The sequence below is a fragment of the Streptomyces sp. STR69 genome (assembly GCF_024519455.1).
GTDB lineage: Bacteria > Actinomycetota > Actinomycetes > Streptomycetales > Streptomycetaceae > Streptomyces.
The window spans coordinates 73,377-98,899 of record NZ_JALJRY010000018.1; the positions used below are offsets into that span (position 1 = coordinate 73,377).

Genomic DNA, 25,523 nt, shown 5'->3' on the forward strand with positions numbered 1-25,523 from the left:
CACCTCACGGCCCCGCCCTCCCCTCTCCCACCGTCTCCTCCGCCACCGCCACGGCCTCCTCCCGCACCTCGAAGGGCAGCCCGCTCAGCATCGGTGGCTTCGCGACCACGACCACATGGACCTGGTCGCCCTCCCGGGAGACCGTGATCCTCGCGTCGCGCGGTGCCGTGTCCCGGGCCACCCGGACGACCGCGTCGGCGGGATCCTGCCGAGCCGCCGCCCGGGCGCCCGAGCGTGCCGCGTCCACGCACTGGATCTGGGCGGCCACCACCAGCAGCCCCCACACCAGCGCCATCGCGAACATCACCAGCACGGGCAGGACCACGGCCGCCTCGGCCGTCACGAACCCCCCGTCGCCGCCCCGGCGTTCACACCTTCGCATCGAGGGCCCGCTTCACGATGTCCTGGAGCTCCGTGCTGACCGCTCCGCTGGTCACCACCTTGTAGAGCACCACGGCGAACGCCACCGCTGCGACCAGCCCCATCGCGTATTCAGCCGTTGCCATACCGGCGTCCCGGCGCGCGGCGCCGAACTGGGCCCGTACCCGTACTGCTCGGACCACCCGTACCGCCGCCGCCCGCACTCCCTGCACTGCCTTGTACATCTCAACCCCCGTGAGGTTTCTGTCGGTTCAATTGCTCGATTGCTCGGTTGCTCGGTTGCTCGGTTGCTCGGTTGCTCGGTTGCTTGGTTGCTTGGTTCTTGGATCAGCCGCCCCCTCCCGTCGCCCCGCCCGCGAGCCCGATCACCACGGGCAGTACGCCGACCGCGATGAACGCGGGCAGGAAGCACAGCCCCACCGGTGCGGTGATCAGGACGGCCGCCCGCCGGGCCTGTGCCGTCGCGGTGCGGGTCCAGTCGGCGCGGGCCTCCGCCGCGAGCCGTGCGACCGGTCCGGCGGCGGGGAGGCCCGACTCGTCGGCCCGTTCGAGCAGCCTGGCCAACGGGCCGGCGCCCGGGAGCGCGGCCAGCCTCCGCCAGGCGTCGGCCGGTTCGCCGCCGAGCCGTACCTCCGCCGCCGCGCGCGCCAGCCGTTCCCCCACAGGTCCCGCCAGCGCCTCTCCCACGGCCTGGGCGGCGATCACCGGGGAGGCCCCGGCGGCGATACAGGCGGCCAGCAGATCGGCGGCGAGCGGGAGTTGGCGAGCGGCGGAGGCCGCGTCGCGCTCGGCGCCGGTGTCGTCGACCACCTGCCTACGGCGCCACCACCACAACGCGAGTGCGACAGCCCCGCCCACCACGACTCCGACGACCCCACCGACCAACACCCACCCGGCACCCACGACGCCCACCACGGGCAACCACCGCCGCGCGGCGTCCCGAACCTCGAACCTCCGCCCGGTGAGCGGCACTTCACGAACCTCCCGACCCTCCCGAACTTCCCGAGGCAGCAACCCGGCCAGCCGTCGCCGAGCCCTCCGCTCCCGCCGCAGCGCGTCCAGCCACCGCACCAACCACCCCACGACCAGCACCGCCCCCAGACCCACCCCCAGCCTGTGGACAACTTCCGCACTCACGTGGTCTCCCTTCTCCAACTCCGACACCCGGCGACCTCGCTCACGCCGCCTCCACCCCGCCCACGATCCGCAGTGCCCACCACATCCCCAGGCCCTCCAGCAACCCCCCGACCACCAGGCACCCCAGCCCCGCCCCGCTGTGCAGCAGCACCCGCAGCGGATCGGCGCCCATCGCCGCGCCGAGCAGCAGCCCGAGCACCGGCAGGCCGGCGAGCATCACGGCGGTGGCCCTCGCCCCGGCCAACTGGGCGCGAAGGTCGGCCCGTTGGTCCCGGTCCGCGCGCAACGCCCCTTCGAGCCGGTCGAGTCCCGCGGCGAGCCCGGCTCCCTGGTCCACGGCCACCCGCCAGCACGCGGCCAGCCCCAACAGGCCGTCGGCGCCCGGCTGCCGGGCCGCCGAGGTGAGCGCACCCGGTACGTCCCCGCCGAACCGCGCCGCCGCCAGCACCGCGGCCTGCGCCTCCCCGAGCCCCTCGGAGTCGAGCGCGGCCCGCAGCAACGCCTCGCCCGGCTGCCGTCCCGCGCGCACCTCCCCGGACAGCGCCGAGCACAGCGCGATCACCGCGTCCCCGCGCGACTCCCGCGCCCGCCGGGCCTCCCCGGCCAACCGCACCCGCCGTAGCAACGGCACTCCGATCGCCCCCGCGACGACCGGAACCACCGAAGCCCCCAGTGCCGCCACCACCAGTCCGACGCCCAGTGACCACCACTCGGCCCGCAACCGGCCCCGGATCCGGCGCAGTTCATCGGCGGCCCGCTCCCACGAGGGCGGTCCGACGCCCACCGCCGCGCCGCCCGCGAACAGCAACTGCGCGCGCCGCGCCCCGGACTGCCGCCCGCCCATCAGCCAGACCAGGGCCCCGACACACACCGCGGCCACCCCGACCGACACCTCACCCGTTCCCACGTCCATCACCACTCCCGCTCGCCGTAGTCGGCCCCGCACGCCCCTAACCCCCTTCGCCCCCACCCCGAATCAACTCCCGCAGCCGCTCCCACCCCCGCTCGTACGCGAACGCCTCCGCGCCCCAGCGCAGCGCCGGTACCGTCCGCACCAGCCCCGACGGGTCGCGTTCCAGGACATGGACCTCGGCGATCCGGCGGCGCCCGGCCCGGTCCCGTACGAGGTGCAGGACCACCGACAGCGCCGCCGCCAACTGGCTGTGCAGCGCGGCCCGGTCGAGGCCCGCGGCCGTACCCAGGGCCTCCAGGCGGGCCGGGACATCGGCCGCGGCGTTCGCGTGCACGGTTCCGCAGCCGCCCTCGTGGCCCGTGTTGAGCGCGGCGAGCAAATGGACCACCTCGGGCCCGCGCACCTCGCCCACGACGAGCCGGTCCGGCCGCATCCGGAGGGCCTGGCGGACCAGGTCCTGGAGGGTGACGAGGCCGGCGCCCTCCTGGTTGGCGGGTCTGCTCTCCAGCCGTACGACGTGCGGATGGTCCGGCTTGAGCTCCGCCGAGTCCTCGGCGAGCACGATCCGCTCGCCCGGCCCGACCAGCCCCAACAACGCGCTCAGGAGTGTCGTCTTGCCGCTGCCGGTGCCACCGCTGGTCAGGAACGACAGCCGTGCCTCGATCACGGCCCGCAGGATCCGGTCGCCGCCCGGCGGGACCGTGCCCGCCGCGACCAGTTCGTCGAGCGTGAACGCGCGTGGTCGTACGACGCGGAGCGAGAGGCAGGTGCAGCCGACGGCGACCGGGGGCAGTACGGCGTGCAGGCGTGTTCCGTCGGGCAGCCGGGCGTCGGCCCAGGGCCGTGCGTCGTCCAGCCTGCGTCCGGCCACCGCGGCCAGGCGCTGCGCGAGGCGTCGTACGGCCGCCGCGTCCGGGAAGGTGACGGCGGTCAGTTCCAGGCCGCCGCCCCGGTCGACCCACACCCGGTCCGGGGCGGACACGAGCACGTCGGTGACCGAGGGGTCGGCGAGCAGGGACTCCAGTGGACCGCTGCCCACCAGTTCGGACCGCAACTGCTCGGCCGCGCCCAGCACTTCGGCGTCCCCCAGCACCCGCCCCTGCTCCCGCAACGCCTGCGCCACCCGCGCGGGCGTCGGCTCACCCCCGCTCTCGGCCAGCCACCGCCGCACACCGTCGAGCATCCCGGCGGGCATGCCCGGAGCCAAGGGCGCACCGCCCCTCCCCGACTTCCCCATCAGCTCGCTCATACGCCACCCGCCTCGACCAGCGCCCGCTCCCAGAACTCCCGGCAGAACCGCGCCAGCGGCCCCCGCCCGGCCGCCCCCGGCGGCGCCTTGCCCTCGTGTGGCCGCAACAGCCCCGATTCGACCGGCACTTCGCCCGCCAGCGGCAGTCCGAGCAGACGGGCCACCTCCCGGTCGTCGAGGCCGGGGGCGTACGGCCCCCGTACAGCCACGCGCAGATCGCGCAGGACCATGCCGACGGCGGACGCCACCCGGCCGGCCGCTGCGACGGCGCGCAGTTCGGCGGGGACCACCAGGAGGCCCACGTCGAGTTGGGCGAGGGTCTCGGCGACGCCGTCGTCGATGCGGCGGGGCAGGTCGACGACGACCGTGCCGCCGCGCCTTCTGGCCGCGGCGAGCACCGCGCGGACGGCCTGCGGCGGGATGGCGACGCAGTCGCCGCGGTCCCAGCTGAGCACCCGGAGCGAGTGGAGTTCGGGGAGGGACTCCTCCAGGGCGCCGCCGCCGACCCGGCCGCGCGAGGCGGCGAACGCGGGCCAGCGCAGGCCTTCCGCGCTCTCTCCGCCGAGGAGTACGTCGAGTCCGCCGCCGAGTGGATCCGCGTCCACCAGGAGGGTGCGCAGTCCCTCCCGCGCGGAGGTGACGGCGAGGGCGCACGCGAGCGTGGACGCTCCGGCCCCGCCGCGGCCCCCGATGACACCGACGGTGAGCGCGGGACGGCCGACGCCCTCGGCCACGTCGGCGATGCGGTCGACGAGCCACTGTTCGCCGTCGGGGAGCATCAGGACGTGGTCGGCGCCGATCTCGACGGCCCGCCGCCAGACCCCGGAGTCGTCCTGGTCCCGGCCGACCAGCACCACCCCGTGCCGGCGGGCGGCCCCGCGCACCCGTCGTGCCGCGTCGTCGCCGACCAGGACGAGCGGCGCCGTCTCCCAGCCGCCCCGACGCTCCGGGAACCCGGGATGGACCTCGGGTGTCGCGCCGGCCGCCGCGCACAAACGCAGCAGGTCGTCGAGGAGTTCGGCGTCCTCGGTGACGATCAGTGGTCCGCCCTGTCGCCCGCCGGCGGCGGGTGGCGGATCGTATGTGACAGTTCCGGCCATTCTTTCCATCCCCCATCGGTGTGTCTCTCGCGTGGCCCCTGCGGTCACGCGATTCCCAAACGTGTGAAGAACCGGCGATCGGCCTCCATATGCACGGCCGACAGAAACCGGCCGAACGCGTCCGACAAACGGAACCGGCCATGAAGTCGCCGCGAGCGAGGACGCGTTGGAATCACGGTGCGGGCATCACGGAAATCGTGTGGATCTTGGTCGAAAACTGTGGACAAGCCAGGGCCTGTGAATATCGCCGTCACCCATACCGGTGACCCCCGTACTGGCCTCTGTGCGAGTTCCGCAGCGCAGCCCAGCGACTACGCGCAGTGACGGGCTCCGGGCATGAAAAAAGGCGGCCTCAGCCGCCTCGGGATGGCCTCACGACTACGCGCGGGAAGGGAAAATGGGTCCGGACATGCGACGACCCCCACCGGGGGGGAGAGTGGGGGTCGCCTTCACGGCCGACTCGGGGGGGGAGGAGCCGGGCCGCGTTAGCACGGTCGCGAACGATCCGTGACTTCCATGGTGTACCCGAGAGCCCTCTCAGGCAAACCCACGCGCCACACCTTACGCCGAATGGGCTGCGCCTATGCTCTGGGTTGTGGAAAACCACTCCTTGCCCCGCACAGCAGCCTTCTTTGACCTGGACAAGACGGTCATTGCGAAGTCCAGCACGCTCACCTTCGGCAAGTCCTTCTACCAAGGCGGACTGATCAACCGCAGGGCCGCGCTGCGGACCGCCTATGCGCAGTTCGTCTTCCTCGCCGGCGGCGCCGACCACGACCAGATGGAGCGGATGCGCAAGTACCTGTCCTCGCTCTGCCGCGGCTGGAACGTCCAGCAGGTCAAGGAGATCGTCGCCGAGACCCTGCACGACCTGATCGACCCGATCATCTACGACGAGGCCGCCTCCCTCATCGAGGAGCACCACCGCGCCGGCCGCGATGTCGTGATCGTGTCCACGTCGGGCGCCGAGGTCGTCGAGCCGATCGGCGAACTCCTGGGCGCGGACCGGGTGGTGGCGACCCGCATGGTGGTGGGCGACGACGGCTGCTTCACGGGCGAGGTGGAGTACTACGCGTACGGCCCGACGAAGGCCGAGGCCATCAAGGAGCTGGCCCGGTCCGAGGGTTACGACCTCGACCGCTGCTACGCCTACAGCGACTCCATGACCGATGTGCCGATGCTCCAGTCCGTGGGCCGCCCCTACGCCGTGAACCCGGACCGCGCGCTGCGCCGCGAGGCCATCGCGCGCGGGTGGCCGATTCTGGACTTCAACCGCCCGGTCCGGCTCAAGCAGCGGCTGCCCACGCTCTCCGTGCCGCCCCGCCCGGCGCTCGTGGTGGCGGCGGCCGTGGGTGCCGCGGCGGCCACGGCGGGGCTCGTCTGGTACGCGAGCCGACGCAAGGCGGCGACCGTTTACGCCGGTTAGTGACCCTTTGAGCGCAAAAGTAAAGAAGCGCGGTAAGGGGTTCCGCTTCCTCCGGTGCGGGAGTAGAAAGGATTCAACGGCCCGCGAGACCAAGGACATCCGAAAGGATCACCTTAATAACGCATTTGGCCCACGGACCGCGCATGAACACCGAGCACCCACGCGACGTCGACCCGTCGATTACGGGCCAGCCGCACCAGGCGACGGGCAATGTTCCCGACCTGATGGGCAATATTTCGAGGACGCTTGGTAACCCGGTGGAACATGCCAGCGGCGGTACGAATCCTCGTACCGCCGCAACCCGTAACGGCCCCCTACGTAGGGGGCCGTTTCCCTGCGTCAGGCGGCCCCACGCTGCAGCGCCTCGCACACCGCCGTCGACTCGCGGGCGCCCAGCTCTACGGCGCGCCCGCAGTGGGTGATCCACGCGGCCATGCCCTCCGGGGTGCCGGAGACATAGCCGTCCAGCGCCGCCAGATAGGCCGCGCGCCCGAGTTCGGCGTGGCCGACCTCCGCCGGACACACGGACTTCGGGTCGAGACCGCTGCCGATGAGGACGATCCGCTCGGCCGTGCGCGCGACGAGCCCGTTGCGGGAGGTGAAGGGGCGCAGCGCGAGCAGTTCGCCGTGTACGACGGCGGCCGTCACCAGCGCCGGCGCGGAACCGCCCGCGATGATCAGCTCGGAGAGCCCTTCCAGACGCCCCGAGACCTCGGCCGCACCGGGCAACGGCAGTTCGACGAGCGGCTCGTCGACCGGCTCTCCCTGCTGCCGCGGCCGTCCGACCTCGCCCTCCTTGCTCGCGGCGGCCACCAGATGCAGTCGGGCGAGCACCCGGAGGGGCGACTGCCGCCAGATGGACAGCAGTTGGCCCGCCTCGGCGGACAACCGAAGGGCCGCACCCATCGTGCGGGCCTCCGGGTCGCCGCTGAAGTCGGTGCGCCGACGCACCTCTTCGAGTGCCCAGTCGGCACCGGACAGCGCGGCGGAGCCACGCGCTCCGCGCAGTGCCGCCTCGGCGGTGATCTCATTGCTGCGGCGCCGCATGACCCGGTGCCCGTAGACCCGGTCCACGGCCTTGCGCATGGACTCGACGGACTCGGCCACTCCGGGCAGCGTGCCCAGGGCCGCGAGCGGATCGGCGGTCGCACCTGTCGTACTCATGAGTACGACAGTAGCCATCCCGGCGGCGCACCCCACGATGGAGTGGTCTTCTTCACGCACACCTGACACATACAGCTACAACCCGACTACTCTTCGTGAACATGAAAATTGCTTTCGTCGGGAAGGGCGGCAGCGGAAAGACCACCCTGTCCTCCCTGTTCGTCCGCCACCTCGCGGCCACCGCCCAACCCGTCGTCGCCGTCGACGCGGACATCAACCAGCATCTGGGCCCCGCGCTGGGCTTGGACGAGGCGGAGGCCGCCGCACTGCCCGCACTGGGCGAACACCTCCCCCTGATCAAGGACTACCTGCGCGGCGGCAACCCGCGCATCACCTCCGCCGACACGATGATCAAAACCACCCCGCCCGGCACCGGCTCCCGGCTGCTGCGGGTGCGTGAGAACAATCCGGTCTACGACGCCTGCGCGCGCTCGGTGGAACTCGACGGCGGCGCCGCCCGTTTGATGGTCACGGGACCTTTCACGGACGCCGACCTGGGGGTCTCCTGCTACCACTCCAAGACGGGAGCGGTGGAGCTGTGCCTGAACCACCTGGTGGACGGGCGGGACGAGTTCGTCGTGGTGGACATGACGGCGGGCTCGGACTCCTTCGCCTCCGGCATGTTCACCCGCTTCGACATCACGTTCCTGGTGGCCGAGCCGACCCGGAAGGGGGTCTCCGTCTATCGCCAGTACAAGGAGTACGCCCGCGACTTCGGAGTCGTCCTGAAGGTCGTCGGCAACAAGGTGCAGGGCCAGGACGATCTCGACTTCCTCCGCGCCGAGGTCGGGGACGACCTGCTGGTGACGGTGGGGCACTCGGACTGGGTGCGCGCCATGGAGAAGGGCCGTCCGCCCCGGTTCGAGCTCCTGGAGGACGTCAACCGCCGCGCCCTGCGCATGCTGGAGATCGCCGCCGACGCGACGTACGAACTGCGCGACTGGGAGCGATACACGCAGCAGATGGTGCACTTCCACCTGAAGAACGCCCGGAGTTGGGGCAACGAGCGCACCGGAGCCGACCTGGCGGCGCAGGTCGACCCCGGGTTCGTGCTCGACGAGAGCATCACCGCCCCGGTGTGAGGCGCGCCCTCTTCCGACCCTCTACTGCTTGACCGCCGGCGCCCCAGGCACCCCCTTCGGGGCCGGGGCGGGGCGGCCGGTCAGGAAGGACGCCCAGCCCGGCTTCGGTGCCTCGCCGACGTTCAGGGTGCGCAGCTTCGCCAGGGTCCCCGGGTCCTGGGCGTCCAGCCAGTCGGCCAGCTGCCGGAAGGAGACACAGCGCGTCTCGGGCTTGTTGCAGACCTTCTCGATGACCTCGTCGAGGGCACGCATGTAGGTGCCGCCGTTCCAGGACTCGAAGTGGTTGCCGATGACCAGGGGCGCACGGTTGCCGTCGTAGGCCCGGTCGAAGCCCTTGAGCAGGCCGTCACGCATCTCGTCGCCCCACTGCTCGTACTTGTCGGGGTCGCCCTGGGTCCGGGTGCCGGACTGGTTGACCATGAAGTTGTAGTCCATGGTCAGTTGCTCGTAGGAGTGGCCGGGGAAGGGGACGAGCTGCATGGACAGGTCCCACAGCCCCTCCTTCTTCTTGGGCCAGATCTGGTCGTTGACCCCGCTGGTGTCGTAGCGGAAACCCAACTGGCTCGCCGCCTTCATGAAGTTGGCCTGGCCCTCCAGGCAGGGCGTGCGGGCGCCGACGAGCTCCTTGTCGTAGTCGAAGGGCAGTGGAGACGCCTTCTTCATCCCGGAGTTGGTCTTCCAGCTCTTCACGAACTGCTTCGCCTGGGCGATCTCGCTCTTCCACTCGGCGACCGACCACTCGCCGACCCCGCCGTTCGTGCCGCAGAAGTGACCGTTGAAGTGGGTGCCGATCTCGTTGCCCTCCAGCCACGCCAGGCGCAGCTGCTTCACGGTGTCGGAGATGCCCTGCTCGTCGTTGAAGCCGATGTCCGAGCTGCCCGGCGAGTGCTCCGGGGGCTTGTAGAGGTCGCGCTTGTCCTCCGGCAGCATGTACACGCCGCTGAGGAAGTACGTCATGTTCGCGTGGTTGGCCTTGGAGACCTTGCGGAAGTGGGAGAACAGCTTCTGGCTGTCCTCGCCGGCGCCGTCGAAGGAGAACACCACGAACTGCGGGGGCTTCTGACCGGGCTTGAGCCGCTCGGGTCTGGGCAGATGCGGCTGCGCCCCGGTGTACGACGTGGAGCCGTCCCCGATCAGGCGGACTCCGCTCTTGGGTGCCGGGGCGGGCGCCGCCTTGTGCGGACCGTGCGCTCCGTGCGGGGAACCGTTGTCACCGATCGCGCAACCGGCGAGCGACGCGGCACAGGCCGCGGCGATCACGGCGCCCGCGGTGATCCTCTGGGTGGCGGCCATGTCCGCCCACCTTCTTCCTTCGTTCGGACCGACGCCGATCAGGGCGTTTTCTGGCGATGTGCCGGGATTCCCGGCAGCGCCGCCAAGGTCGCACGGGGCCGAAGGTGGGATTAGTACGACAAGCCGATGAAATTCTCACTTCACTCTGTGAGGTGACTTATTAACCCATTTGCCTGCAAAGTCTATGCTTGACCTTTACTCTGCATTACGATCCATTTACCGAGCGTTGAGATATCCCGCCGCTGCACGCCGTGACCCACGGCCGCGACCGACCCCCGCCATCGACGGGGACCACCAGTTCCGCGACCGCGCTGCCCCGGAGGAGACGGGAAGACATGTCAGCCTGCGTACCCACCCGCGCCACCGACTCGAACGCGAATCGGACGAAGCGCGTCCACCCGCCCCACAGCCCGCCGCCGCCCCCGCACCGACGCTTCCGGATCGCGGGCGCCGATGTGTCGGCCTCCATCGCGGTCTTCCTGATCGCCCTGCCCCTGTCCCTCGGCATCGCCCTCGCCACTGGCGCGCCCCTCCAGGCCGGCCTGGTCGCCGCCGCCGCGGGCGGACTCGTCGCCGGACTGCTCGGCGGCTGCCCCCTCCAGGTCAGCGGCCCGGCCGCCGGACTCACCGTGGTCACCGCCGACCTGATCCACCGTTACGGATGGCGCACGACCTGCGCGGTCACCGTCCTCGCGGGCCTGGCCCAACTCGCCCTGGGCTGCGTGCGCGTGGCCCGCACCGCGCTCGCCGTCAGCCCCGCGATCGTGCACGGCATGCTCGCCGGCATCGGTGTCACCATCGCCGTCGCCCAGCTGCACATCGTCCTCGGCGGCACCCCGCAGAGTTCGGTCCTCGCCAACCTCCGTGCCCTGCCTGCCCAGTTGGCGGACCTGCACCCCGCCGACGTGGCGATGAGCGCGCTGACACTGGCCCTTCTGCTGCTGTGGCCGCGCGTCCCCGGCCGGCTCGGCCGTCTGATGCGGAAGATCCCGGCCGCGCTCGTCGCCGTCGCCGGGGCCACGCTCACCGCCTCCCTCGCCGGGCTGAGCCTGGCCAAGGTCGACCTGCCGTCCTGGAGCAGCCACGCGCTGGCCGGGCTGCCCGACGGCCCGGTGCTCGGCATCGCCGCCGCCGTCCTCACCACCACGCTGGTGTGCAGCGTGCAGTCGCTGCTCGGCGCGGTCGCCGTGGACAAGCTGGTCGCCGGTCGGCCCGGGCTCTCCGCCCGCGTCGGCCGCTCCGACCTCAACCGCGAACTGCTGGGCCAGGGCGCCGCCAACATCGTCTCCGGCGCGCTCGGCGGACTGCCGGTCGCGGGGGTGGCCGTACGGAGCTCGGCGAATGTGCAAGCAGGTGCCGTGAGCCGGAACTCCACGATGCTGCACGGCGTTCTCGTAGTGATCGCCGCGCTGCTGATGGTCCCGGCGCTGGAGCTGATTCCCCTCGCTTCGCTCGCCGCACTCGTGATGGCCGTCGGTATCCAGATGGTGTCCCTGCACCACATCCGCACGGTGACCCGCCACCGGGAAGTGCTGGTCTACGCCGTCACCACCCTCGGCGTGGTCTTCCTCGGTGTCCTGGAGGGCGTGCTCCTCGGGGTCACCGTGGCCGTCGCCGTCGCCCTCAACCGCCTTGCCCACACCCGCATCACGCACGACGAGAAGGAAGGAGTCCATCACGTACACGTCCGAGGGCAGTTGACGTTCCTCGCGGTGCCGCGGCTCAGTCGCACCCTGCATCTCGTACCCCAGGGCGCCCACGTCGTCGTGGAGTTGGACGGTTCGTTCATGGACCACGCGGCGTACGAGTCACTGCAGGACTGGCAGAACGCGCACACCGCGCGGGGAGGCTCCGCCGAACTGACGGGCCGCCGTACGGGAGTCAGTGCCGGCGCGACGAGTCCGGAAGCCTGCCGCTGTCACCCCTGGACGCCGTGGCGCGAGCACCGGTGCGAGCGTCCGCGGTCCACGCCCCGCAGCGGCGATCCCACCTCCGGTCATCAACTCGCCCGTGGCATCAGCGCGTTCCAGCGCAACACCGCACCCCTCGTGCGGGGTGAGCTGGCCCGGCTGGCCAGGGAGGGGCAGCAGCCTTCGCAGCTCTTCCTCACCTGCGCCGACTCGCGGCTGGTCACGTCGATGATCACCTCCAGTGGTCCGGGCGACCTGTTCGTCGTACGGAACGTGGGCAACCTCGTGCCGCAGCCCGGCGAGGAGAGCGGGGACGACTCGGTGGCGGCGGCGATCGAGTACGCGGTGGACGTGCTGCGCGTGAGATCGATCACGGTGTGCGGGCACTCCGGGTGCGGGGCCATGCAGGCGCTGCTCAACTCCCGGCCCGGAGAGGCCCGTTCGCCGCTCAGGCGGTGGCTGCGGCACGGGCGGCCGAGCCTGGAGCGGATGGCCGACGACAACCGGCCCTGGGCGCGGTTGGCCACAAGGGCGCCCGCCGACGCCGTGGAGCAGCTGTGTCTGACCAATGTGGTGCAGCAGTTGGAGCATCTGCGGGGGCACGAGTCGGTGGCGCGGGCCCTGCGGGAGGGGGCGTTGGAGTTGCACGGGATGTACTTCCACGTGGGTGAGGCGCAGGCGTATCTGCTGAGCGAGGAGGACGAGTTGTTCGATCGGGTGGGGGTGGTGGACGTGTCGGCCTGAACCTCGTTCACCCGGCGTCCGTGGGTACGGAAGACCCTCGCCACGCAGATCCGCCCGCAGGTCCGATGACAGGTCTAAACCAATATTTCGACGACCCTTGTCATCGGACCCCCGGGTCTGATGAGCTGGCCCGGGACACAACGGACACCCTGGGAAAGGCAGATGCCGTGAGCAACGAAAGCCTGGCCAACCTGCTCAAGGAAGAGCGCAGGTTCGCACCCCCCGCGGACCTGGCGGCGCACGCCAATGTCACGGCGGAGGCGTATGAGCAGGCCAAGGCTGACCGGCTCGGCTTCTGGGCCGCGCAGGCCCGACGCCTGAGCTGGGCGAAGGAGCCGAGCGAGACGCTGGACTGGTCGAACCCGCCGTTCGCCAAGTGGTTCAAGGACGGCTCGCTCAACGTCGCGTACAACTGCGTGGACCGGCATGTCGAGGCGGGCAACGGCGACCGGGTCGCCATCCACTTCGAGGGCGAGCCCGGCGACAGCCGCGCGATCACCTACGCCGAGCTGAAGGACGAGGTCTCCAAGGCCGCGAACGCCCTGCTGGAGCTGGGAGTTCAGAAGGGCGACCGGGTCGCCGTCTACATGCCGATGATCCCGGAGACGGCGGTCGCGATGCTGGCCTGCGCGCGCATCGGCGCCGCGCACTCGGTGGTGTTCGGCGGTTTCTCGGCGGACGCGCTCGCGACCCGTATCCAGGACGCGGACGCCAAGGTCGTCATCACCACGGACGGCGGCTGGCGGCGCGGCAAGCCGTCCGCGCTCAAGCCGGCCGTGGACGACGCGGTCGACCGCCCGGACAGCGGCGTCGAGCACGTGCTCGTGGTCCGCCGTACGGGCCAGGACGTCTCGTGGAGCGACGAGCGGGACGTGTGGTGGCACGAGATCGTCGACCGGCAGTCGACGGAGCACACGCCGGAGGCGTTCGAGGCCGAGCAGCCGCTGTTCATCCTCTACACCTCCGGTACTACGGGTAAGCCCAAGGGGATCCTGCACACCTCCGGCGGCTATCTCACCCAGGCCGCGTACACCCACCACGCGGTCTTCGACCTCAAGCCGGAGACCGACGTCTACTGGTGCACGGCGGACGTCGGCTGGGTCACCGGGCACTCGTACATCGTCTACGGCCCGCTCGCCAACGGCGCGACGCAGGTCATGTACGAGGGCACCCCGGACACCCCGCACCAGGGCCGCTTCTGGGAGATCATCCAGAAGTACGGGGTGACGATCCTGTACACGGCGCCGACGGCGATCCGTACGTTCATGAAGTGGGGCGACGACATCCCCGCGAAGTTCGACCTGTCCTCCCTGCGCATCCTGGGCTCGGTCGGCGAGCCGATCAACCCCGAGGCGTGGATCTGGTACCGCAAGCACATCGGCGCCGACAAGACGCCGATCGTGGACACCTGGTGGCAGACCGAGACCGGCGCGATGATGATCTCGCCGCTGCCGGGCGTGACCGCGACCAAGCCCGGTTCCGCGCAGACCCCGCTGCCCGGCATCTCCGCGACGGTCGTCGACGACGAGGCGAACGAGGTCCCGAACGGCGGCGGCGGTTACCTGGTCCTCACTGAGCCGTGGCCCTCGATGCTGCGCACGATCTGGGGCGACGACCAGCGGTTCCTCGACACGTACTGGTCGCGCTTCGAGGGCAAGTACTTCGCCGGCGACGGCGCCAAGAAGGACGACGACGGCGACATCTGGCTGCTCGGCCGGGTGGACGACGTGATGCTCGTGTCCGGGCACAACATCTCCACCACCGAGGTCGAGTCGGCGCTCGTCTCCCACCCGTCCGTGGCCGAGGCGGCCGTGGTCGGCGCGGCCGACGAGACGACCGGTCAGGCGATCGTCGCGTTCGTCATCCTGCGCGGCACGGCGAACGCGGAGGACGAGAACCTGGTCAACGACCTGCGCAACCACGTCGGCACCGTCCTCGGCCCGATCGCCAAGCCCAAGCGGGTCCTCCCGGTGGCAGAGCTGCCGAAGACCCGCTCCGGCAAGATCATGCGCCGACTGCTGCGGGACGTGGCGGAGAACCGCGAGCTCGGAGACGTCACGACACTGACCGATTCGACGGTTATGTCCCTTATTCAGGAGAAGCTCCCGGCGGCGCCCAGCGAGGACTGAGCAGTACGTCACTCAGCGGTACGTCCGTGAGGGGTGCCCGGCGCAGCGCGCGCCGGGCACCCCTTTTAGGTAAACTAAGCAAAAAGTGACCCTCATGGTGTGCCGGGAAGTCTGGTCGGCGAGTCGTTCCGTCCTGCCCACCGACCGGAGGTTCCCCCGATGGCCGCGCCCCGCCCCACCCCCGCCCGCAAGGTACTCGGACGGCTGTCCCTGCCCGAGCGGAACTTCGTCGCGGAGGCGCTGCGCACCGAGACCGTCGGCGGTGTCCTGCTCCTGATCGCCGCGGTCACCGCGCTGATCTGGGCGAACGTCCCCGCCCTGCACGACAGTTACGAGAGCGTCAGCCACTTCCACCTCGGCCCCGCCGCCCTCGGCCTGCACCTCTCCGTCGCCCACTGGGCCGCCGACGGCCTCCTCGCCGTCTTCTTCTTCGTCGCCGGCATCGAGCTGAAGCGCGAACTCGTCGCCGGTGACCTGCGCGACCCCAAAGCCGCCGCCCTGCCCGTCGTAGCGGCCCTGTGCGGGATGGCTGTACCGGCACTCGTCTACACCCTCACCAGTCTCACCGGCGGGGGCTCTCTCCAGGGCTGGGCGGTGCCGACCGCCACCGACATCGCCTTCGCGCTCGCCGTCCTCGCGGTGATCGGCACCTCCCTACCGAGCGCCCTGCGCGCCTTCCTGCTCACCCTGGCCGTGGTCGACGACCTGTTCGCGATCCTGATCATCGCGATCTTCTTCACCGACCGCATCGACTTCGCCGCGCTCACCGGCGCGGCCGTGGGCCTCGCCGTCTTCTGGCTGCTGCTGCGCCGGGGCGTGCGCGGGTGGTACGTCTACGTCCCGCTCGCACTCGTCATCTGGGTGCTGATGTACAACAGCGGCGTCCACGCCACGATCGCGGGCGTGGCGATGGGCCTGATGCTGCGCTGCACCACGCGCGAGGACGAGGACCACTCCCCCGGCGAGCACGTCGAACATCTCGTACGGCCCCTGTCGGCGGGCCTCGCGGTGCCGCTGTTCGCGCTGTTCAGCGCCGGGGTCGCCATCTCGGGCGGCGCGCTGGGTGACGTGTTCACGAAGCCCGAGACCCTCGGTGTGGTCCTCGGGCTGGTCGTCGGCAAGGCGGTCGGGATCTTCGGCGGGACCTGGCTGACGGCCCGTTTCACCCGGGCCTCGCTCAGCGACGACCTCGCCTGGGCGGACGTGTTCGCGGTCGCCTCGCTGGCCGGCATCGGCTTCACCGTGTCGCTGCTCATCGGGGAACTCGCGTTCGCCGGCGACCAGGTGCTCACCGACGAGGTCAAGGCGGCCGTCCTCGTGGGCTCACTGATCGCGGCCCTGTGCGCGACCGTGTTGCTCAAGCTGCGCAACGCCCGGTACCGCAGGATGTACGAGGACGAGGAGCGCGACGAGGATCTCGACGGCATCCCCGACATCTACGAGCAGGACGACCCGGCGTACCACCTGCGCATGGCCGCACTCCACGACCGCAAGGCCGCCGAGCACCGCAGGATCGCCGCGGAGAAGGCCGCCGAACAGCGGCGCGGGCCCGCCGAAGTGGCGGGCGGGGCGGGCGAGGACAAGGACGGTCCGGCATGATCTGACGAGACGGTACAAACACATGCCGGTACACACACATGCGGAAGAGGGAGTACGCGATGAGCGCACCCGACGGCAGCCCGGTCGGCGCCGAACGCAGCATCGGCCAGCTGTTCGCCTCGGCGACGACCGAGATGTCCGCGCTGGTGCACGACGAGATCGCGCTGGCCAAGGCGCAGCTCAAGCAGGACGTCAAGCGCGGGGTGGTGAGCGGCGGCGCGTTCACGGTCGCCGCGGTCGTACTGCTGTTCTCCCTGCCGATGCTCAACTTCGCGCTGGCGTACGGCATCCGCACCTGGAGCGGCTGGAACATGGCGCTCTGCTTCCTGCTCTCCTTCGCGGCGAACGTGCTCGTCGCGGTCGTCCTCGGCCTGGTCGGCGTGCTCTTCGCGAAGAAGGCCGCCAAGAGCAAGGGCCCGCAGAAGGTGGCCGCTTCGGTCAAGGAGACGGCCGGAGTCCTGGGCAACGCCAAGCCGCATCCGCGCCCGGCGATCGAGGACCGTGTCCCCGAAGCCATCGAGGCTGTGGCACGCTCGTCCTCATGACGGACCCCGCCCATCCCTGGGCACAACCTGCTTCGGTCGTACGGCTCGACATTCCCGGCGGGCGCGAGGTGACCCACCGGGATGTCGCGGCCAACGGCGCGCGCTTCCACATCGCGGAGGTGGGCGACGGGCCGCTGGTGCTCCTGCTGCACGGCTTCCCCCAGTTCTGGTGGACCTGGCGGCACCAGCTGGGCGCGCTGGCAGACGCCGGGTTCCGGGCCGTCGCGATGGACCTGCGGGGCGTCGGCGGCAGCGACCGCACCCCCCGCGGCTACGACCCCGCCAACCTCGCCCTCGACATCACCGGCGTGATCCGCTCCCTCGGCGAGCCCGACGCCGCACTGGTCGGCCACGACCTCGGCGGCTATCTGGCGTGGACGGCCGCCGCGATGCGCCCCAAGCTGGTGCGCCGACTCGCGGTCTCCTCGATGCCGCACCCCCGGCGCTGGCGCAACGCGATGCTCTCCGACGTCAGACAGTCCGCGGCGAGTTCCTACATCTGGGGGTTCCAGCGGCCCTGGCTCCCCGAGCGGCAACTCCTCGCCGAGGACGCCGAGTTGGTGGGCAAGCTGATCCGGGACTGGTCCGGCCCGCAACTGCAGGACGACGACGCGATCGAGGCGTACCGGCGGGCGATGCTGATCCCGTCGACCGCGCACTGCTCGATCGAGCCGTACCGCTGGATGGTGCGGTCGATGGCTCGCCCGGACGGCATCCAGTTCAACCGGCGCATGAAGCGGCCGGTGCGGGTGCCGACGCTGCATCTGCACGGCTCGCTGGACCCGGTGCTGCGCACCCGCAGCGCGGCGGGATCCGGGGAGTACGTCGAAGCGCCGTACCGCTGGCGGCTGTTCGACGGTCTCGGGCACTTCCCGCACGAGGAGGACCCGGTGGTCTTCTCGACCGAACTGGTCAACTGGCTCAAGGATCCCGAACCCGATCGGTGACCGATCAGTGACCGTCCCACTGCGCCCGGTATCCGGATATGAACACCTGTACTACGAACGGCTACTTGCCCCGCGCATAGGCCAATTGGAGCCCCAAGGGGCGGTTATCGACCTTGGGGCAGGGGCAGAGGTCGGGGTATGGGCTGGACGCACGACTACAGTGACGCAGCACGCAATCGCCGCTCGGACCATGGTCTGAGCTCCCACCAGCGAGGCGCCCCGCAACTCCAGGGCACAGACCTCAGGGTGGGGATCCCGCGCATTCTGCGCCGCCGGGCCCGCTGGGTCTCGGTACGGCTGCGTCATCCTCGAGGCTGACGCACCCACCTCTTACAAAGCCGGGCTCACAGCGCGCAACTGTCGCTGTCCACCTGCTCGTTGGCACTGCGCCCCTTGACGATGTCCTCCTGGATCTCGTCGGCGGTGAGCGCGTACCCGGTGTTGGGGTCGTCCAGGGACTTCGCGAAGACCACGCCGTACACCTTGCCCTCGGGGGTGAGCAGCGGGCCGCCGGAGTTGCCCTGGCGGACGGTCGCGTAGAGCGAGTACACATCGCGGCGGACCGTGCCGCGGTGGTAGATGTCCGGGCCGTTGGCGGTGATGCGGCCACGCACGCGTGCGGCTCGGACGTCGTACGACCCGTTCTCCGGGAAGCCGGCGACGATCGCGCTGTTGCCGCTGTCCGCGTCCTTGGTCGCGAACTGCAGGGAGCGCGCCTTCAGGTCCGGTACGTCGAGTACGGCGATGTCGCGGTGCCAGTCGTAGAGGACGACCTTGGCGTCGTACTTGCGGCCCACGCCGCCTATCTGGACGGTGGGTTCGTCCACGCCGCCGACGACGTGCGCGTTGGTCATGACGCGGCGGTCGCCGAAGACGAAGCCGCTGCCCTCCAGGACCTTGCCGCAGCTCTGGGCGGTGCCCATGACCTTGACGATGGACTGCTGGGCACGGGTGGCGACCGCGCTGGAGGCGAGGGCCGGGTCGGGCGGCTGGACGTCGTTGATCGGCTCGTTCGCGAACGGGCTGAAGACCTGCGGGAAGCCGTTCTGCGCGAGGACCGAGGAGAAGTCCGCGAACCAGGTGTCGGCCTGCGCGGGCAGCGCCCGGGACACCCCCAGCAGCACCTTGGAGCTGCGGACCTCCTTGCCGAGCGTCGGCAGAGTGGTGCCGGCCAGCGCCGAGCCGATCAGCCAGGCCACCAGGAGCATCGCGAGAACGTTGACCAGGGCGCCGCCGGTCGCGTCCAGGGCGCGGGCCGGGGACCAGGTGATGTACCGGCGCAGCTTGTTGCCGAGGTGGGTGGTAAGGGCCTGGCCGACGGAGGCGCAGACGATGACGACGACGACCGCGACGACGGCCGCGGTGGTGCTGACCTCCGAGTTGTCGGTCAGCGCGTCCCAGATGACGGGCAGCGTGTAGACGGCGACGAGACCACCGCCGAGGAAGCCGATCACCGACAGGATGCCGACGACGAACCCCTGGCGATAGCCCACGATCGCGAACCACACGGCGGCGACCAGCAACAGGATGTCCAGCACATTCACGACGGACACCTTGTCATGACCGCCAGTCGAGGGGGACCTGCTTCTCGCGGTCCCAGGGGCGCTCCCAGCCGGAGTAGTGCAGCAGACGGTCGATGACGCCGGCCGTGAAGCCCCAGACGAGGGCTGATTCGACCAGAAATGCCGGACCCAGGAAGCCGCTGGGGTGCGACACCGTCACCCTGTTGGCCGGATCCGTGAGATCCGCCACGGGGACCGTGAACACCCGGGCCGTCTCGTTCGGATCGACCACCCCGACCGGTGTCGGCTCCCGCCACCAGCCCAGCACCGGGGTCACCACGAAGCCGCTCACCGGGATGTAGAGCTTGGGCAGCACCCCGAAGAGCTGCACTCCGGCGGGGTCGAGCCCGGTCTCCTCCTCGGCCTCGCGGAGAGCGGCCCGCAGCGGGCCGTCGCCCGTCGGGTCGCCGTCCTCGGGGTCGAGGGCTCCACCCGGGAAGGACGGCTGCCCCGCGTGGGAGCGCAGCGAACTCGACCGCTCCATGAGCAGCAGCTCGGGCCCCTGATCGCCCTCCCCGAAGAGGATCAGTACCGCGGACTGCCGGCCCGCGCCGTCCTCCGGCGGCAGGAACCGGCTCAGCTGGAGCGGCTCGACCGTCTCCACCGCGTGCACCACCGGGTCCAGCCAGCCCGGCAGGCCCTCCTTGCTGAGCCCCACGCCCTGGGCATTGCTCGCGCGCGTCATCCCCCACCCCCGTTCACACTGATCAACGCCCGGTACCTCCGAGATCGTTCCGTCATCCGGCCCCCGCTGCCGTCGTCACGCCGATCCCAGCGGCGGCGCCGGTTTGCCGCCCGCGTCCAGATAGGCCTGCGGAGGGTTGAGGCGCTGGCCCGGATAGCCGCCCTTCTCGTACTTGAGCAGCTTCTTCGCCTTCTCCGGGTCGGTCTCGCCCTCGCCGTACGCCGGGCAGAGCGGGGCGATGGGGCAGGCGCCGCAGGCGGGCTTGCGGGCGTGGCAGATCCGGCGGCCGTGGAAGATCACGTGGTGCGAGAGCATCGTCCAGTCGCTCTTCGGGAAGAGCGCTCCCACGGCGGCCTCGATCTTGTCGGGCTCGGTCGCCTCGGTCCACTTCCAGCGCCGTACGAGCCGCTGGAAGTGCGTGTCCACGGTGATGCCGGGGCGCCCGAAGGCGTTGCCGAGCACCACGAAGGCGGTCTTGCGGCCGACGCCGGGCAGCTTGACGAGGTCTTCGAGCCGACCCGGGACCTCACCCCCGAAGTCCTCGACCAAGGCCTTGGAGAGGCCTATCACCGACTTGGTCTTGGCCCGGAAGAACCCGGTCGGGCGGAGGATCTCCTCGACCTGCTCCGGGTCGGCGGTGGCCAGGTCCTCGGGGGTCGGGTACTTCGCGAACAGTGCCGGGGTCGTCTGGTTGACCCGGAGGTCGGTCGTCTGGGCGGACAGGACCGTGGCGACCACGAGCTGGAAGGGGTTCTCGAAGTCGAGCTCCGGGTGGGCGTACGGATAGATCTCGGCCAGCTCGCGGTTGATACGGCGGGCACGGCGGACGAGGGCGGTGTGCGACTCGCTCTTCGCAGCACCCTTCACAGCAGCCACCTGCTTTGCCCCCTTTGCCGCTTTCCTGCCGCCGTCAGGGCTCTGTTCGCCCACGGCGGAATCACGAGGTACAACCATCCGCCCAGCCCCCTTGGCCTGTGCTCTCACCGGCGATTTGGACACCCGGCCAGCCTAGAGCCCGCCACTGACATCCGCCCCGGACCCCGAAGATCAGCCCCCAATTGGACCCCTGCCGCTTACCTCGGGACACCTGTACGGCATCCTTGTGACAGATCACACTGTTTGGACGGTCCGGCAAAATGGGGAGCACGGTCCCCTGGTACCAAGGGGGAGCACCATCCCCTGAGCAGGTCGACAAGGAGAGAACTCGTGGACGACGTTCTGCGGCGCGCCCCGCTCTTCGCGGCGCTCGATGACGATCAGGCCGCGGAGCTGCGCGCCTCCATGAGTGAGGTGACCCTCGCGCGCGGGGACTCGCTCTTTCACGAGGGCGACCCGGGCGACCGGCTCTACGTGGTCACCGAGGGCAAGGTGAAGCTCCACCGCACCTCCCCCGACGGCCGCGAGAACATGCTGGCCGTCCTCGGCCCCGGCGAGCTGATCGGCGAGTTGTCGCTGTTCGACCCGGGCCCGCGTACGGCGACCGCCAGCGCGCTGACCGAGGTCAAGCTGCTCGGCCTGGGCCACGGCGACCTCCAGCCCTGGCTGAGCGCCCGCCCCGAGGTGGCCTCCGCGCTGCTGCGCGCGGTCGCCCGCCGGCTGCGCAAGACCAACGACGCGATGTCCGACCTCGTCTTCTCGGACGTCCCCGGCCGCGTGGCCCGCGCCCTGCTGGACCTCTCCCGCCGCTTCGGCGTGCAGTCCGAGGAAGGCATCCACGTGGTGCACGACCTCACGCAGGAGGAGCTGGCCCAGCTGGTCGGCGCGTCCCGCGAGACGGTCAACAAGGCCCTCGCCGACTTCGCGGGCCGCGGCTGGCTGCGCCTGGAGGCCCGCGCGGTGATCCTGCTGGACGTCGAGCGGCTGGCGAAGCGCTCGCGCTGAAACGCACGTCTTCTTACTGAAGGGCCCTGCCGACGGCAGGGCCCTTCTCGCATCGCCGGGCGGGGACCTAGAAACAGGGGGCGGGAATGTACGAGGACAAGGCGCCGGATGCCGTCTGGGCTGGGCGGTCGACGCGACGCCGGTGGGGGCGGAGACCGGCGTCGGCGCGGCTTCTGTGGCGGACCGAGCGGGAGAACGGGAGCCAGGGGGCACCGCTGGGCACCTGGGCGCTGGACGGGACGCTCGCCCTGGCCCGCGTCGACGGGGTGCGGGCCTACGGGCTGACGACCGGTGAGCCCCTGTGGAGCTGGCAGCCGCCCGGCGACGGCGCCCAGGTGATCGCCCACGTCTCGCAGGACACGGCGGACGGCGTGATCGTCGTACTGCACCACGACGCCGGCCACGGGGACGACCGGCGTACGGACGACGGGCACGCGCGCGTGTGGCACGTCAGTCTCACCGGGCTGGACCTCCGCACGGGTACCGCGGTCTGGACGCGTGACCAGCGCGCCGACGAGTTGGGGTCCGTCGGCGCGGACGCGCCCGAGGTGGCGCTCGGCGGCGGCCGTATCGCGGCCGTGACCGCCCGGATCCGCGACGGGGGCACGGAGACCACGGTCCGCGTGCTCGACGCGCGCACCGGCGCCCTCCAGTGGGAGCGACCAGTCCCCGAAGGCCGACGTGACGCCTTCGTCCTGACGGCCGGGCCAGTCGTCGTGTCCACCGCCGGACCCGAGGATCCCGCTTCCCCGCACAGTCGGCTCCGGCTCCACATAGTGGGCGAGGACGCCCAACAAGCGATCGACCTGCCGCCGTTGTACGAGGCGTTCGGCGCTCACCCGGTGATCGTCGGCGACACGCTCGCCGTCGAACTCGTCCCGCCCCAGCCCTACGACACGGAGCACATGGGAAGCACACTGCGCGCGGTCTCCACCGCCACGGGCGAGTTCCGCTGGTCGTGGTCCAGCACCTACGGGCGCACGATCTTCCCGCTGGCACACCGGGGCGCTCTCCTGGTCCTGAACGGCTATGGCGACCGGGCGACCGTGCTCGATCCCGCCGATGGCCGGGTCGTGGCCGAGCGCTCCCTGCCCGGCTACAGCTACCAGGCACGCCTCGTCGCCGCCGGGGACTGCCTCGCCGTGGTCTGCACGGCGCCGCGCACCACCACGCGCGTACGCGTGTTCCGCTGGAAATGACGTGTCCCCGACCTCGATCGGCTGCACAGTGGTGCCATGCGGAACAAGGGGCTGGACGCCCAGGGATACATCGAGCGCGAGGGCTCCTTGGGGCGCGTCCCGCACGTCTTCCGGCCGGTCGTCGCCGCGGCGCGGGACCGGCTGCTCGACGTCTACGGGGGACGCCTAGACAGCGCGTACCTCTACGGGTCGATCCCGCGCGGCACCGCGCGCGTGGGGCGCAGCGATCTGGACCTGCTCGTGGCGACCCGGCGGGAGCCGACCGAGGAAGACAGGGATGCGGCCCGGAGCCTGGGCGAGGCGCTCGACAAGGAGTTCCCGGAGATCGACGGGGTCAGCATCCTGCTGTACGGCCGCATGCGGCTGCTGAGCGAGCCGGAGACGTACGACCTGGGGTGGTTCGTCGCGTGCCTGTGCACACCGCTGCTCGGGGAGGACCTCGCCGAGTATCTGCCCCGCTACCGCCCCCACTCGCTGCTCGCCCGGGAGACCAACGGCGACCTGGCGCTGCTGCTCCCCCGCTGGCGTGAGCGGATCGCCGCCTCCGAGGACACCGACGAGGCCCGCAGGCCCCTCGTCCGCTTCATGTCCCGGCACCTGGTCCGCACCGGCTTCACCCTGGTGATGCCCCGCTGGAACGGCTGGACCAGCGACCTCCGGGAGATGGCCGAGGTGTTCGGCGCGTACTACCCCGGGCGGGCGGAGGAGCTGCGCGAGGCGGCGGCGTCGGGTTGCGAACCGAGCGGCGACGCGCGCGTGCTGCGGTCGTACGTCGACGATCTCGGACCGTGGCTGGCCGACGAGTACGCGCGCGTGCACGGCGTGAAGGCACCGCGCCCGGACGGCATCGCCTAGGTCAGGCCGTCAGATCAGGCCGTGTTCCTTCAGGTAGTCCAGCTGGGCCAGTACGGACAGTTCCGCCGCCGGCCACAGTGAGCGGTCGACGTCCGCGTACACGTGGGCGACGACCTCGGCCGGGCTCCGGTGGCCGTTCTCCACGGCCGTCTCGATCTGGGCGAGCCGGTGGGCGCGGTGGGCGAGATAGAACTCGACGGCGCCCTGGGCGTCCTCCAGGACCGGTCCGTGGCCCGGCAGTACCGTGTGGACGCCGTCGTCGACCGTGAGGGAGCGCAGCCGCCGCAGCGAGTCCAGATAGTCGCCCAGGCGGCCGTCAGGATGCGCCACCACGGTCGTACCGCGCCCCAGGACGGTGTCTCCCGTCAGGACGGCCTGATCGGCCGGGAGATGGAAGCACAGGGAGTCCCCGGTGTGCCCGGGCGTCGACACGACGACGAGTTCCAGGCCGCCGACCCGGACGACGTTCCCGGCGGCGAGGCCCTCGTCCCCGAGGCGCAGCGCCGGGTCCAGCGCGCGGACCTTCGTGTCCGTCAGCTCGGCGAACCGGCCGGCGCCTTCGGCGTGGTCGGGGTGTCCGTGCGTGAGCAGGGTCAGGGCGATCCGCTTGCCCGCCTTCTCGGCGGTGTCGACGACGTTGCGCAGATGTCCCTCGTCCAGGGGCCCCGGGTCGATCACCACGGCCAGCTCGGAGTCGGGCTCCGCGACGATCCAGGTGTTGGTCCCGTCCAGGGTCATCGCGGACGCGTTGGGCGCGAGGACGTTCACGGCACGCGCGGTGGCTGGGCCGGTGAAGACCCCGCCTCGTGGCCGGCCGGGAAGCGCGGCTGCGTCGGTCATGCGGGGGCTCCACCGGTCGGCAGGTCGGTCGGGATGTGCTTGGTGAACTCCTCGTGGCCCGGCCAGGACAGGACGATCTCGCCGTCCTCCAGGCGGGCCTGAGCGAGGACGGGCGTCAGATCGCGCTCCGGGGCCGACGACAGGGCCTCGGCCGCGCTGCCGTACGGGATCAGCCCGCGCAGGGTCGCGATGGTCGGCGGCATCATCGTCAGGTCGCCCTTGTCGTACCCGGCCGCCGCCTCGCCGGGGGCGATCCACACCGTGTGGTCGGCCTCCGTGGAGGCGTTGCGGGTGCGCTGCCCCTCCGGGAGGACGGCGACGAAGAACCAGGTGTCGTAGCGGCGGGTTTCGAACTCCGGGGTGATCCAGCGGGCCCACGCGCCCAGCAGGTCGGAGCGCAGGACCAGGCCGCGGCGGTCGAGGAACTCCGCGAAGGACAGGTCACGGGCGACCAGGGCGGCCCGGTCCGTCTCCCAGTCGGCGCCCGTGGTGTCGCCGACCACGGTGTCGGGGGTCTGGCCGGCGAGCAGGACGCCCGCCTCCTCGTAGGTCTCCCGTACGGCAGCGCACACGATCGCCTGGGCGGCCGTCTCGTCGACGCCCAGCCGGCCGGCCCACCACGCGCGCGTGGGGCCCGCCCAGCGGACGTGACGGTCGTCGTCGCGCGGGTCGACACCGCCGCCCGGGTACGCGTACGCGCCCCCGGCGAAGGCCATGGAGGCGCGTCTGCGCAGCATGTGGACGGCTGGGCCGGTGTCCGTGTCCTTCAGGAGCATCACCGTGGCCGCCCGCCTGGGCACGACCGGCGTGAGCGCGCCCTCCGCGAGCGCTCGGATGCGCTCGGGCCACTCCGCCGGGTACCACTGACCGTTCGCCATGGGC

Annotated in this window: 24 protein-coding genes; 11 read left to right on the forward strand and 13 right to left on the reverse strand. The window is 71.2% G+C overall.

The genetic code is table 11. From position 1 onward, the window contains the following. Positions 1–4: 4 nt before the first annotated feature. From OC490_RS30340 to ssd, 6 genes are all read right to left on the reverse strand, one after another. A complete protein-coding gene (locus OC490_RS30340; RefSeq protein ID WP_262061211.1) occupies positions 5–382 on the reverse strand; it encodes a TadE family type IV pilus minor pilin in 378 nt (125 codons plus the stop codon). Beyond that, positions 369–605: a DUF4244 domain-containing protein gene (locus OC490_RS30345; RefSeq protein WP_262061212.1), complete on the reverse strand. Its 237-nt coding sequence runs from the start codon at positions 603–605 to the stop codon at positions 369–371. The genes OC490_RS30340 and OC490_RS30345 overlap by 14 nt, the downstream gene beginning before the upstream one ends. 103 nt (positions 606–708) lie before the next feature. After that, positions 709–1,518, reverse strand: coding sequence for a type II secretion system F family protein (locus tag OC490_RS30350; RefSeq protein ID WP_262061213.1), 810 nt, complete (start codon positions 1,516–1,518; stop codon positions 709–711). Positions 1,519–1,558: 40 nt separating this feature from the next. Continuing rightward, positions 1,559–2,431, reverse strand: a complete 873-nt coding sequence (locus tag OC490_RS30355; RefSeq protein WP_262061214.1) for a type II secretion system F family protein — start codon at positions 2,429–2,431, stop codon at positions 1,559–1,561. A gap of 37 nt (positions 2,432–2,468) precedes the next feature. Further along, complete coding sequence (locus tag OC490_RS30360; RefSeq protein ID WP_410099154.1) at positions 2,469–3,680, reverse strand: TadA family conjugal transfer-associated ATPase; 1,212 nt, start codon at positions 3,678–3,680, stop codon at positions 2,469–2,471. Beyond that, positions 3,677–4,780 carry a septum site-determining protein Ssd gene (gene ssd, locus OC490_RS30365; protein ID WP_262061215.1) on the reverse strand — a complete coding sequence of 368 codons (1,104 nt, stop codon included), beginning with the start codon at positions 4,778–4,780 and terminating at the stop codon, positions 3,677–3,679. The genes OC490_RS30360 and ssd overlap by 4 nt, the downstream gene beginning before the upstream one ends. A gap of 583 nt (positions 4,781–5,363) precedes the next feature. Between ssd and OC490_RS30370 the strand changes: the two genes are divergently transcribed. Beyond that, on the forward strand, positions 5,364–6,206 hold the full coding sequence (locus tag OC490_RS30370) for an HAD family hydrolase (protein ID WP_262061216.1): 843 nt from the start codon (positions 5,364–5,366) through the stop codon (positions 6,204–6,206). Between the two features lie 339 nt (positions 6,207–6,545). On the opposite strand, the gene OC490_RS30375 is transcribed toward OC490_RS30370, so the two are convergent. Continuing rightward, on the reverse strand, positions 6,546–7,370 hold the full coding sequence (locus tag OC490_RS30375) for an oxidoreductase (protein ID WP_262061217.1): 825 nt from the start codon (positions 7,368–7,370) through the stop codon (positions 6,546–6,548). Between the two features lie 101 nt (positions 7,371–7,471). Here OC490_RS30375 and OC490_RS30380 point away from each other — a divergent pair, with 101 nt between their 5' ends. Beyond that, entirely contained in the window at positions 7,472–8,452 is a 981-nt protein-coding gene (locus OC490_RS30380) for an ATP-binding protein (RefSeq protein WP_262061218.1), read from the forward strand. A 21-nt stretch (positions 8,453–8,473) separates the two neighbouring features. Here the strand turns inward: OC490_RS30380 and OC490_RS30385 are convergent, their stop codons facing one another. Continuing rightward, a complete protein-coding gene (locus OC490_RS30385; protein WP_262061219.1) occupies positions 8,474–9,745 on the reverse strand; it encodes a hypothetical protein in 1,272 nt (423 codons plus the stop codon). A gap of 335 nt (positions 9,746–10,080) precedes the next feature. Between OC490_RS30385 and OC490_RS30390 the strand changes: the two genes are divergently transcribed. From OC490_RS30390 to OC490_RS30415, 6 genes are all read left to right on the forward strand, one after another. Beyond that, positions 10,081–12,399 (forward strand): SulP family inorganic anion transporter, encoded by a 2,319-nt coding sequence (locus OC490_RS30390; RefSeq protein ID WP_262061220.1) that lies wholly within the window; start codon positions 10,081–10,083, stop codon positions 12,397–12,399. Between the two features lie 125 nt (positions 12,400–12,524). Beyond that, positions 12,525–14,528, forward strand: coding sequence for an acetate--CoA ligase (gene acs / locus OC490_RS30395; RefSeq protein WP_262061334.1), 2,004 nt, complete (start codon positions 12,525–12,527; stop codon positions 14,526–14,528). 159 nt (positions 14,529–14,687) lie between these two features. Then, on the forward strand, positions 14,688–16,127 hold the full coding sequence (nhaA, locus tag OC490_RS30400) for a Na+/H+ antiporter NhaA (RefSeq protein ID WP_262061221.1): 1,440 nt from the start codon (positions 14,688–14,690) through the stop codon (positions 16,125–16,127). 59 nt (positions 16,128–16,186) lie between these two features. Next, a complete protein-coding gene (locus tag OC490_RS30405; protein WP_262061222.1) occupies positions 16,187–16,672 on the forward strand; it encodes a phage holin family protein in 486 nt (161 codons plus the stop codon). Further along, positions 16,669–17,619 carry an alpha/beta fold hydrolase gene (locus OC490_RS30410; RefSeq protein WP_262061223.1) on the forward strand — a complete coding sequence of 317 codons (951 nt, stop codon included), beginning with the start codon at positions 16,669–16,671 and terminating at the stop codon, positions 17,617–17,619. Before OC490_RS30405 ends, OC490_RS30410 begins: the two co-directional genes overlap by 4 nt. A gap of 138 nt (positions 17,620–17,757) precedes the next feature. Further along, positions 17,758–17,937, forward strand: a complete 180-nt coding sequence (locus OC490_RS30415) for a hypothetical protein (RefSeq protein ID WP_078623198.1) — start codon at positions 17,758–17,760, stop codon at positions 17,935–17,937. A 26-nt stretch (positions 17,938–17,963) separates the two neighbouring features. Here the strand turns inward: OC490_RS30415 and OC490_RS30420 are convergent, their stop codons facing one another. The 3 genes from OC490_RS30420 to nth all read right to left on the reverse strand — a co-directional run bounded on the left by OC490_RS30420 (position 17,964) and on the right by nth (position 20,820). Next, positions 17,964–19,163, reverse strand: a complete 1,200-nt coding sequence (locus OC490_RS30420) for a MarP family serine protease (protein ID WP_262061224.1) — start codon at positions 19,161–19,163, stop codon at positions 17,964–17,966. A gap of 13 nt (positions 19,164–19,176) precedes the next feature. Further along, positions 19,177–19,866, reverse strand: coding sequence for an NUDIX hydrolase (locus tag OC490_RS30425; RefSeq protein ID WP_262061225.1), 690 nt, complete (start codon positions 19,864–19,866; stop codon positions 19,177–19,179). 75 nt (positions 19,867–19,941) lie between these two features. Further along, positions 19,942–20,820: an endonuclease III gene (gene nth, locus OC490_RS30430; protein ID WP_262061226.1), complete on the reverse strand. Its 879-nt coding sequence runs from the start codon at positions 20,818–20,820 to the stop codon at positions 19,942–19,944. A 252-nt stretch (positions 20,821–21,072) separates the two neighbouring features. Here nth and OC490_RS30435 point away from each other — a divergent pair, with 252 nt between their 5' ends. From OC490_RS30435 to OC490_RS30445, 3 genes are all read left to right on the forward strand, one after another. Continuing rightward, positions 21,073–21,747 carry a Crp/Fnr family transcriptional regulator gene (locus OC490_RS30435; RefSeq protein WP_019063754.1) on the forward strand — a complete coding sequence of 225 codons (675 nt, stop codon included), beginning with the start codon at positions 21,073–21,075 and terminating at the stop codon, positions 21,745–21,747. An 86-nt stretch (positions 21,748–21,833) separates the two neighbouring features. After that, positions 21,834–22,946, forward strand: a complete 1,113-nt coding sequence (locus OC490_RS30440) for a PQQ-like beta-propeller repeat protein (protein ID WP_262061227.1) — start codon at positions 21,834–21,836, stop codon at positions 22,944–22,946. A 36-nt stretch (positions 22,947–22,982) separates the two neighbouring features. After that, a complete protein-coding gene (locus tag OC490_RS30445) occupies positions 22,983–23,801 on the forward strand; it encodes a nucleotidyltransferase domain-containing protein (protein WP_262061228.1) in 819 nt (272 codons plus the stop codon). A gap of 9 nt (positions 23,802–23,810) precedes the next feature. Here the strand turns inward: OC490_RS30445 and OC490_RS30450 are convergent, their stop codons facing one another. Together OC490_RS30450 and OC490_RS30455 are read right to left on the reverse strand one after the other, a co-directional pair. Continuing rightward, entirely contained in the window at positions 23,811–24,641 is an 831-nt protein-coding gene (locus OC490_RS30450; RefSeq protein WP_262061229.1) for an MBL fold metallo-hydrolase, read from the reverse strand. Next, the gene (locus OC490_RS30455) at positions 24,638–25,519 is read right to left on the reverse strand and encodes an NUDIX hydrolase (protein WP_262061230.1); all 882 of its coding nucleotides are present in this window, start codon (positions 25,517–25,519) and stop codon (positions 24,638–24,640) included. The genes OC490_RS30450 and OC490_RS30455 overlap by 4 nt, the downstream gene beginning before the upstream one ends. Positions 25,520–25,523: the final 4 nt, after the last annotated feature.